Here is a 9,146-nt window from a genome sequence, read left to right as displayed (position 1 = left end):
GCTGCCTGAATTCGAGGTACCGGTGCTTACCGGTGAAGCCAATGAGGAGCTCTTCGATAACATTCTTCACCTTGTCAGGATTCAGGGTGTGTCTGTTGGTTTTGATTCCCGGCCGGATCAGAATCCAGCGATCAAGGGCTATTTTTCCGGCAAGGAAATCTGGGTCCGGCCGGAGGAATCCCGTGCCCAGCAATTGAAGACGCTGATTCACGAGGTGGCGCATTACTATTCCGAAGGCGTTTTCCACATCCCCAGGAGAGATGCTGAGACTATTGCCGAAAGCGCCGCCTTTGCTGTCGGGGCTCACTTTGGTTTTGATACCGGAACGAGATCCTTTCCCTATGTCGCCCTTTGGGCGCAGGACAAAAAGGTCCTGGAGAAAAATCTTGCCTCGATTCGCCAGGTGACCACCAGAATCATTGAGGGCATGGAATCCCTGGCGAAAAAGCCGGCAGGGGTGGCCTGAGACAGGTTTATGGCGATGGAACTGAGACCGAAAAGTGGTGGTTTTCTCCGGCCGTTTGGCTGCGGCTGGTTTATCCGGGAGTTTCTCCTGGGAAACGGTCCGGAAGGTGCGCCACGGATAAATCCGGAGCGTGGTGCACCCCAAGCGGACATCAACTATGAATACAAAGAGGCGCTGGCCAGGGCGACCGCCAGGGAGCGCGCGGAGCGGATCATCAGCAAGCAGGTGGTCCGGGGCGTGGATGTCACCGAGGAATTCGCCGAAGAAATCTACCAGAAGCAGCTTAAAAAGGTGTCACGGAAGTTTACGCACATGAGGTATCACTCATTCCTGATGTATTTCGGGGTGTTGAAGCGGTTGGGGTGGGTGGAACCTACCAGTGAGGTTGAACGTTCCACCTATCAGGAAAAATACTCAACTGGACCTGATCGGATATATTATCGACTCACAACAGTCGGGTGCTCAGCCGACGATCATTCTTGGGCAAATCCTCTTTTTACACTTTATCCCGAGATCGGGCCGAGTCATATTAAGAGGAGATAGGATAGCCCGGTTTGGGAATTTGATACCTGAACAGCTTTGTGCAATTGGGCGAAAAGAGATTCGGTCTATATGGAACAAAACTCGCTAACTGGATTCGCTGGGCGGTAGCTGACATTTTTTCCGCTGTTTTTCAATCTCTTTGATTGGCGGTACTCCCGGTAACTTTTCCGGCATTGTTCCACCAAGCCTTGAGATGGTGTTTCTTACTTCTTCGCCCACCTGTCGGTGTTCAACTGTAGCTTCAATCTCGGTTCTAATATTATTAACACGAAGTCGTGATTCCGCTTGGGTAATTCGGAAATCATTTGCGGCTAATTCAGCCCTATCAATACAATCCAACAAGTCTGTTTTTTTATCAATCCCCTTGAGTGCCTTAATCTCAGCACAGCTTAATCCTCCATAAAGCCCTTTGTATCCTGCATCGTGAAAAATCCCGTAATTCTTAACACCCGCATCTTTGGCGGCACTGTTCAGATATTTGTTATGCTCTTTGACTCTATTACGCAAAAGGATTCGGTTTTCTAAGTCAGTGTTTTCAGCTTGAATCTCTTGTTTGCGACTTTGAATAGCAAAATATGTTTGTGCAGCGGCAATTTCGGCCTTTTGGGAATCACCGTTCATCGCAACAAGATAGCACGCTAGTCGAGTTAACATGACGTCATCAACTGAACGTTTGGCGCCCTTGCCCAATACCATCATAGTGGTAGTGTTACCAAAATGATAACGCGGGTCAGTCCCCACGTTTTCAACTGCCACCCTAGCCTTTTCAACGGTGTCTTTAAAATTTCGCCATTCAGAATACCCTAGAAGCAACTGGAGATCCCTTGCCAACCAGTATTCCGTACCTTTAATGGTCGTCTTTTTAAGCTGATTAAGGGACTCAATGATCTTGATTTGGATTTGACCGTTCTCATTTTTTTCTTTCATGGGAATAGTATACCACGACTTTGTTGAGAATGCCATCTTTTGTTTGTGTGTGCCTTTAGATGTTTGCCAATATAGGCACTACTGTTGTATACTATGCTCAGCAATAATTCGGGGAGCAAATATATGCCGAGTGCTAGAGTTAACATTGAGAAGAGAATTGAGAAAGAAAAACAAAAAATCGTAGACTTGCGTCAACAGGTAGAGCGTTCAGAGGCATTCATACAAGGCCTTCAGGAAGCTTTACAAATGTTGCCAAAGGAGAAAGTTGAGCCACAAACTAAAAGTTCTGGCTACCTTAGACCGGGAAGCGACATGCAAAAAATTCAAGAGTTATTAAAAAGGACTGGACATCCGTTGCCTATCGACGAAATTATAGGCAAAATTGGCAAACAAGTATCAAATGCAACGAGGGCATCTATTGCAAGCTCTTTAAGTCGTTACGTTAGAAAAAATGAGATTTTTTCAAGACCGGGGCCGAACACGTTTGGCCTAATTGAATTCGCCTCAAATGAAATTCCTGAGATGTTTGGGGGGGATATTGTTTCTCCGGATGATATCCCCTTTTAACGGTAAGGTACTGGGTACAGCCAGTGCCTTAACTTGTAGGCCTTGGTGCTTGACTTTTTTCAATACAACTTCGTCGGTCCGTGTAAAAGCCTTTCCAATCCCTATCCGTTAACACCAGTTATGGCGCCTGGAACCACAGATCGGGTTTGGGGTTGAGGGGATATAATTAGACTGCTTGACTGAAGAAAGGAGGTTAAAGATGGCTAAGCACGAACATACGTCACCCAAAGTCGCTTCGAAAGCTAGTAAAATCCTAAGTGATCCAAAATCGACAAAGGCAGCGAAAAGTGTCGCTGCCTCAGCCTTGACTCAGGTTAAAGACAAGAAGAAGTAGGTAGCTTCTTCTTCGACTTTACTTAGCCTGAGGGGATTATTGTTCCACCTAGCACTTGGGTATCAGTCAGCCCAAGTGCTAGTGTCTTGTACTCAGGATTGTCTTCGATTATAAACCCAACCGAACTACAAATACAAGGCGGCAACAGTCTCTTTTCGGATCACTTTCAATCCTTAGAACCTGAAACTGAAAAACTATCCAAGAGGTCCCACAATCGACTAAAGAACTCTATTTGGCGAGCATTGCTGGATCGATTATCCATCCTTCTAATAAGTCACAATCGTTTGGAATTCCATATTGATGACTTCTTCTGCTCCAAGCCCATGCGGCCTGCAATGTGCATAACAGGGCGTCCAATTTATCGCCTTTGCCGTCGCTGAGACATTCATTAAAATGCGCACGGTCTATCTGGACTTTGAAACCGTAGCTTTTTAATACTTCATGGCTGGTTAACCAAATCAGAATCGAATTACGGATATCATGAAGTATACGGGAATCAACCGACGGAGACTCACTTTTATAACGCAGCTTCCCAACTGCCTCCTCGGCCACCAGCTTTGGATAGCCCTCAACGACAATTCCAGCATTCGGAGTTCCATCTCGGAAAGGCACAATAGTGCAGTTTGACCGTAAAAGTATGGGAGCTCCAAAAAAGAACATCTTGCCCACAGGAATAAAATCGAGCTGCATCGGACTCCGCGACCGGGCTTTTTTATCTGTTTCCCGACACAACCGATTTTTCCCAGTTTTCTGGCTTCTGTATCCTCGAATGTGATTCTCAAAATGGGCCTTCCCCATTTTGTGGATGGTATCGACGTAGCCTACCCAGTCTTGAGGCCAATGACTGTCGGTGACTAGTTCCCGAGGTAGCCCGAAAGGAAAATCAAATGCACCAATCCACGCTCCCGGAGCATTCAAGAAATCCAGGAGTTCTTGGGCATTTGATAAGCTTTGTTGCCCAACGAATTCGAGTGTTTCACCTCTCAATTCGGCCTCGGCAACAGTAATTGGTTTAGCGTGTCTGGGAGCGCTCGTGAAATCAGCCCCGAAGATTTTCATTGATTAGGTCGAGTCCACCGCCTTTCAAATATACTTAGGCCGATTCATTCTGGTTATTGAAGGCTCTTATCGCCGAGCAGTTCAGCGGCTAAAGCAACTCCGCCTATTACAGCCAGTCCGGCTACCAGAAAATCACCCGCACCCTTGGCACTCTGATACTCATCGAAGAGTTTGGTCGTTCCAGTGTGACCTTGAGGACACTGCTGATAAGCGAAGCTATACAAATTTATCGGAGCACCGCAGCCTTGGAAGGTGCATGTGCCTACTTGTGTGTTCAATACACGCTGAAGATGACCTTTTGCACGTTCCGCGACATCAACAGTCTGCCTGGCGATCCTAAGCTCCGTCTTCACCTTTTCTAGCTCGGTGGTGAGAGTCCGGTTCAACTCTTCTTGTTTTTGGAGAGATGTCTGAGCCTGGGACAGCTTTTTGAGTTGTTCAGGGAATTGTAATCCTTGACTTAACAGGTCAGTTACGGTTTCACCTTGTTGTTTGCCGGTTGTCTTTGCCAACTCCAAAATCTTGTCTTTGATTTCAGAAGGGACTCTTGCGTAGATCGTTGATGTAGCCATTTCCTCACACTCTTTGTATTTTAATTACCACCTTATATCATCATGCAAGGATATTGTCAAGTATTTGTCAGAAACAGATATTTATTAGTCAGGGGTAGGTTAGCTCGCATTATTGTCTTTTACAATTTCCCCACCTCCGGCCAGGCGAAAATCGAGCTATTTCTTCAGGGTGTTCAAAATGACTTTTTGTTTGACAATGAAGCTGGAAAAACAAACAAAAAGCACCTTAACAACCGAATACGAAAAAACCTTGACCTGAACGCTTGCCCTGAAAGGGGGAACCATGAGTTCAAGCGTAACGGTAGCCGGAGAATACAACCGGCCTGGGGGCTTCTGTAGTCAATGTCACAAGGTTTGGACGCTGGAAATAAGGCAAGGCGTTTGCCGATGGTGTGGAAAGGTCGCCACCTGTCAGACCAAAGAGACAACCGCCTTGCGTAGCTTCAAGTCTAGCCGAAGCGTCAAGCCAAAGCAAACCGGCAACGGCAACGGGTATGACCACCTTACCGGTCAGTGGCTTACTTACTATAAGGTAGCATCCCGTTTCAGCCACAAGGCCAAGCCGGACGAAAAGGATGACCTGCTCCACGATATAATTATCACCCTCGCCGATGTGGAACGGAACAACGGATACCATCCTTTCACCGAAGCGGCCATGTATCGTATCGCCAGCCGTGCCCAAGCCCTTTACTGGCGCAAGCGATACCGGCAAGACAACGGCCTAACCTGCGGGGACTGTAGCAAGGCACAACGGCACAAGTGTAAAGCCGACTGGCTTTTCGGTAAGTGTCCTAAAGCGGTCAAGCTCGAAAGCCTGAATAAGCCTGTCATCGACGATGAAGGCAATACCACGGAACTCGGCGATCTGATTGCCGATGACAGGGCACTGGACCTCGAAGCATGGGTAGATGCCAGCACCTTCTTGCTACATTGTCCCGACAGGCTAATCGCTATCGCCGAAAAGCGGCGGGACGGACAACCTCTAACACAAGTTGAACTAAACTATCTTTGCCGATTTCGGAAACGGGAACAAATAAAGCTGTTTGAGGGTGTTATAAATCAGCCTAATTCCGCAACTTATACAGTAGGAGCGTCGGCTATGCCAGCGAATTGCGGATAGCTAGGCGCTTACTACTGAGCGAAGCCGGTAGAGTTGCCCACTATCGGATAGCTAAAAGGGGGTCAGACAATAGAACAACTGAATATCGAGGGCAAGCGTTCAGGTCAGGGCTTTTTAGCGCACAAGGCGGTACTGGTAAACGCATTATCAAGGGCACTCGCCGAAAGGGCGATGTTACTTGACTGTACCATCGGGCGGAAAGGCTTTCTTACCTATCTGAAGTCATTAGGCGGGTCGAACATCGTCAAGATTGTTCCGTCTAACGGTGATGCCAGCGGGTCGCGGGTCGCCGATAAACGGCTGAAGGTGGTATGCGGAGCCAATACCAGCTACCTTGAGAACATGGCTTGGGTCGGCGAAAAGACGCCGCTTACTCTGTGCGACATCAGGGTAAGCCCTTCAAACTCGGTCAGCCCCAACCTCGGCGCACTGGAGCTTTCGGACGCCCTTACAAGGGTACTGCCGTTTACCGCCAATGAGGACACCCGCCCAATCCTTCAATGTGTCCTGTTCAAGGTACAAGACGGTAAGCTATCCCTAGTAAGCGCCGACGGCTACCGGTTAGCCGTAATGAAGCTGGACTTCGACGGTGACGAGGGTCAAGTCCTTGTCAATCGGGACGAGCTTCGGGGTGTTACCAGTGCCCTTAGACGGGCACGTCGGGTTAGACTGGGCTTTGAGAAAAGCGGGGACGGCCTTGAAGGCATGAGCCTACTTCTGGACACGGAGCTAATCCGCTATGACTGGCGGGGATGCGCCGGCAACTTTCCAGACTATGAGAAGCTCATACCCGCCGACTTCGCCAGCCGTGCCAGCTTCGACACCAATGAAGCGCTCAAGGCGGTAAGCTCACTCAAGGTCATCGCCGACTCCAGAACCTATGCCATAGACCTAATTATTGGGGATGGCAAGGTCATCATGGCGAACACCGATGACAAGGGCGAAACCGAAATAACCGCCGACACCACCGGCGAACCGGTCAAGGTAAGGCTTGACGGGGGTTATCTTGCCGACGCTTTGAGGGCCTGTGGCGGGATGGTGGAGCTGAAACTCAGCGACGCCAAGTCACCGATGCTTTTCACAGCGCCGGATTATGAGCTGGTGGTCATGCCGATGCTGACTCCTGAAAGCCAGAAGCCGAAGGATGAAGCCAAGGCAGAAGAGCCAGCCGAAGCCGTCGAGACACCCGCCGAGGCGGTACCCGAAGATGAAGCCGAGAAAGTCCAAGCCGTAGCCGAAGCCGAAGCCATCACGAAGGCCGACAAGCCGAAGCCCAAGAAACGCGGCAAGGTAAAAGAACCGGTAGCCGTAGCCTGACAGCCCAAAACTGAACGCTTGAACTCGCAAAACAGCCGCACTTGAAGGGGTGTAACAGCCCCTTTTTGTGCTTATTTTTGTTAAGGGGGTATTCCTGCCCTTCGCGGTGGGAATACCCCCCTTTTGTTTTGGCTGAAAGCATGGGCAAGGGAACAAGGAAGAAAGGAGACAAGGATGGCAGAAGAGGAAATGCCGGAACTCGGCGAATATGCCAGACATGGCTTCAGACTGGAGCACCTTGACGACCACATGGTGGCGCTCTTTCACGACGATGAGGAACTGGGCGCTTTCAGCCAGATGGGAGCAACGGCGGATAGCATCCAGTCGGAGTGCGCCAGGCATCTGGCCGACAAGCACGGCGGGGAAGGTGTCAAAACAACTTAATAAAGCGGGTAAGGTCGAGTGGGTAAGGGGTCGGGAAGGCACAAGCACCGGCCCCTTACTTTTGCCTAAAACGCAACTTTGAGAGGAGGTGATAGCTATGAACGGATTACTGGTAATTAATACCGTTGTCCCATTGGGCCAGGTGGTGGCCACCCGTGGAGTCTTCACGCTGGCTGGTGAGAAGCCGGAGTTTGCCCGGTTCATGCAACGTTGTTTGAACCGCCACGCCCAAGGCGATTGGGGCAATCTCGATGAGGCGGACAAGCAGGAGAACGAGCTAAGCCTGAAACAAGACTTCAGGATACTCTCCGCCTATGAGGCCGAAGGCTTGCCCAAAATCTGGATCATCACCGAAGCTGACCGGTCGGCGACGACTATTCTTTTCCCTGAAGAGTATTAACCAGTCCCCTATCCACCGGCTCAGGGTTATCAAAGCCGGCAAATTCAAAGGGGTAAGTCTGCCCAAATGGAGGTGAAAAATGCGGCAGAAATCATGCCAGGCAAGGCTTGAAGCGGAACTTCAAGACCGGCTGCGGGATATACGGACGCTCTGGCGACTGTACCAAAGAAACCCCGAAGCATCTCACCGGGAACTGGGACGATTCGAGGAATACGGTTTGAGCTGTGACTACGTGGCTAGAAGTACGTTCCAAGACCAGAAGCGGGGTTATTTCCGCTGGCAATTGTCCTGGGGCGGTCCGGCGGATGAGTTTCGCTTCTACATGGACGAGAATCTCGACGCCGTTGAGATCGAATACTGGTTTTTAGACTGGTATGACGGGGCAAGCCGGAGCTTGTCCGGGGAAGACTACGCCTTACTCGATGAGATCTTTCAAAATTTCAAAGATCTCGGATTGGTCAAAACCGAACGCGCTAAGTTTTTCGGCAATTAACCGTTTCGCGGGGGCTGCGCATCCGTTATCACGCAGGAATAACAGGGTTGTTTGAATCTGGAAAGGAGGTGAAACTATGCCTATCAAGTGGAGTGCTCTCAAGGTCAGTGAGGCGATGGACATGATTGAGGGGTTCATCGAACAGGCCGCCGAGCCGCTGGAACAGGCCAAGATAGTGGCTACCGAGGCTCGGAAGATATCCGACATCCCACAATATGTCGATGGACGCCTTGTCTGTCTCATTGTCAATATAGAGCGCATCGACAGCATCAGAAGCTCAATCGAGGCTGTCCGTGAATCTCTACCTAGCGGTGCCGCGGCGGAAGAGCAAAAACGAATCGAGAGCGGCAACCAGCTCGTCCTGGTGGCTTAAACCACTATCTACAGGGATATCTGTGCCCAGAATCTAGAGGAAAGGAGTAACAAGCATGACAGGTCAACTCGATCTGTTTCAGGGCGTTAAGCTGGCCGAACCGGAACCAAGAACTACGGTGAAGCTTGGCCGGAAAGCCGCTCAGGTACCACTACGGAAGAAGCGGCGGGAAGCCGTAACGCGTCTCATGGAAATACTCAAAGAACTGGAGGGTAAAGACATTTTCCTTGGCTCATACAGTGCCGGTGGCGGCCATTTCTGGCTCGATAACTTGAAGCTATCCAAGCTTAAAGTAGAAAGCTTCAGGACAAAGCGGGATGAAGCCTGTCTACCGAGCGTCATCGTCCTTTTCGGTAACAAGGGGGCTTGTGTCAGAATATTTGCCGATGACCTGCTGGCTGTTCGGGAGCAGGAATACCAAGATTACTACCACTATCTCCTGGATTTCTGGAATGGTTTTAGCCAAAGCCCGATCAACAGCTATCGGTCACACTATGCTTGCTTGGCTGTAACCAAGTTTAAGGGTTAAAAAAACACTGGGAAAAGCCTAATTAAAAAGAGCCCGGGGAATTTTCCCGGGCTCTTTTTTTT

13 protein-coding genes and 1 pseudogene are annotated in these 9,146 nt (G+C 49.7%); 11 read left to right on the top strand and 3 right to left on the bottom strand.

Translation table 11 applies throughout. The features are described from left to right. A pseudogene (locus tag ABFB09_RS09380) lies at window positions 1–466 on the top strand (DUF192 domain-containing protein); the annotation flags it as partial. Window positions 467–475: 9 nt separating this feature from the next. Then, window positions 476–1,009, top strand: a complete 534-nt coding sequence (locus ABFB09_RS09375) for a hypothetical protein (RefSeq protein ID WP_347001235.1) — start codon at window positions 476–478, stop codon at window positions 1,007–1,009. A gap of 84 nt (window positions 1,010–1,093) precedes the next feature. Here the strand turns inward: ABFB09_RS09375 and dinD are convergent, their stop codons facing one another. Continuing rightward, window positions 1,094–1,936, bottom strand: coding sequence for a DNA damage-inducible protein D (gene dinD / locus ABFB09_RS09370; protein WP_347001234.1), 843 nt, complete (start codon window positions 1,934–1,936; stop codon window positions 1,094–1,096). 123 nt (window positions 1,937–2,059) lie between these two features. Here dinD and ABFB09_RS09365 point away from each other — a divergent pair, with 123 nt between their 5' ends. Continuing rightward, the gene (locus ABFB09_RS09365; protein WP_347001233.1) at window positions 2,060–2,503 is read left to right on the top strand and encodes a hypothetical protein; all 444 of its coding nucleotides are present in this window, start codon (window positions 2,060–2,062) and stop codon (window positions 2,501–2,503) included. Between the two features lie 199 nt (window positions 2,504–2,702). Beyond that, the gene (locus tag ABFB09_RS09360) at window positions 2,703–2,837 is read left to right on the top strand and encodes a hypothetical protein (RefSeq protein WP_347001232.1); all 135 of its coding nucleotides are present in this window, start codon (window positions 2,703–2,705) and stop codon (window positions 2,835–2,837) included. Window positions 2,838–3,065: 228 nt separating this feature from the next. Here the strand turns inward: ABFB09_RS09360 and ABFB09_RS09355 are convergent, their stop codons facing one another. Further along, window positions 3,066–3,896, bottom strand: coding sequence for a hypothetical protein (locus ABFB09_RS09355; protein ID WP_347001231.1), 831 nt, complete (start codon window positions 3,894–3,896; stop codon window positions 3,066–3,068). 53 nt (window positions 3,897–3,949) lie between these two features. Next, window positions 3,950–4,468, bottom strand: coding sequence for a hypothetical protein (locus tag ABFB09_RS09350; protein ID WP_347001230.1), 519 nt, complete (start codon window positions 4,466–4,468; stop codon window positions 3,950–3,952). Between the two features lie 433 nt (window positions 4,469–4,901). Here ABFB09_RS09350 and ABFB09_RS09345 point away from each other — a divergent pair, with 433 nt between their 5' ends. The 7 genes from ABFB09_RS09345 to ABFB09_RS09315 all read left to right on the top strand — a co-directional run bounded on the left by ABFB09_RS09345 (window position 4,902) and on the right by ABFB09_RS09315 (window position 9,084). Continuing rightward, on the top strand, window positions 4,902–5,588 hold the full coding sequence (locus ABFB09_RS09345; protein WP_347001229.1) for a hypothetical protein: 687 nt from the start codon (window positions 4,902–4,904) through the stop codon (window positions 5,586–5,588). A 171-nt stretch (window positions 5,589–5,759) separates the two neighbouring features. Further along, on the top strand, window positions 5,760–6,905 hold the full coding sequence (locus ABFB09_RS09340) for a DNA polymerase III subunit beta (RefSeq protein WP_347001228.1): 1,146 nt from the start codon (window positions 5,760–5,762) through the stop codon (window positions 6,903–6,905). A gap of 174 nt (window positions 6,906–7,079) precedes the next feature. Beyond that, the gene (locus ABFB09_RS09335; RefSeq protein ID WP_347001227.1) at window positions 7,080–7,289 is read left to right on the top strand and encodes a hypothetical protein; all 210 of its coding nucleotides are present in this window, start codon (window positions 7,080–7,082) and stop codon (window positions 7,287–7,289) included. Window positions 7,290–7,386: 97 nt separating this feature from the next. Continuing rightward, a complete protein-coding gene (locus ABFB09_RS09330; protein WP_347001226.1) occupies window positions 7,387–7,689 on the top strand; it encodes a hypothetical protein in 303 nt (100 codons plus the stop codon). Window positions 7,690–7,768: 79 nt separating this feature from the next. Next, complete coding sequence (locus tag ABFB09_RS09325; protein WP_347001225.1) at window positions 7,769–8,182, top strand: hypothetical protein; 414 nt, start codon at window positions 7,769–7,771, stop codon at window positions 8,180–8,182. A 76-nt stretch (window positions 8,183–8,258) separates the two neighbouring features. Then, window positions 8,259–8,555, top strand: a complete 297-nt coding sequence (locus ABFB09_RS09320) for a hypothetical protein (protein WP_347001224.1) — start codon at window positions 8,259–8,261, stop codon at window positions 8,553–8,555. A gap of 55 nt (window positions 8,556–8,610) precedes the next feature. Further along, a complete protein-coding gene (locus ABFB09_RS09315; RefSeq protein ID WP_347001223.1) occupies window positions 8,611–9,084 on the top strand; it encodes a hypothetical protein in 474 nt (157 codons plus the stop codon). Window positions 9,085–9,146 lie beyond the last annotated feature (62 nt).

The organism is Dehalogenimonas sp. THU2 (genome assembly GCF_039749495.1).
Classification (GTDB): Bacteria; Chloroflexota; Dehalococcoidia; order Dehalococcoidales; family Dehalococcoidaceae; genus Dehalogenimonas.
The sequence above is the reverse complement of the archived record's forward strand: the minus strand, read 5'-3'. Positions and strand labels throughout refer to the sequence as shown.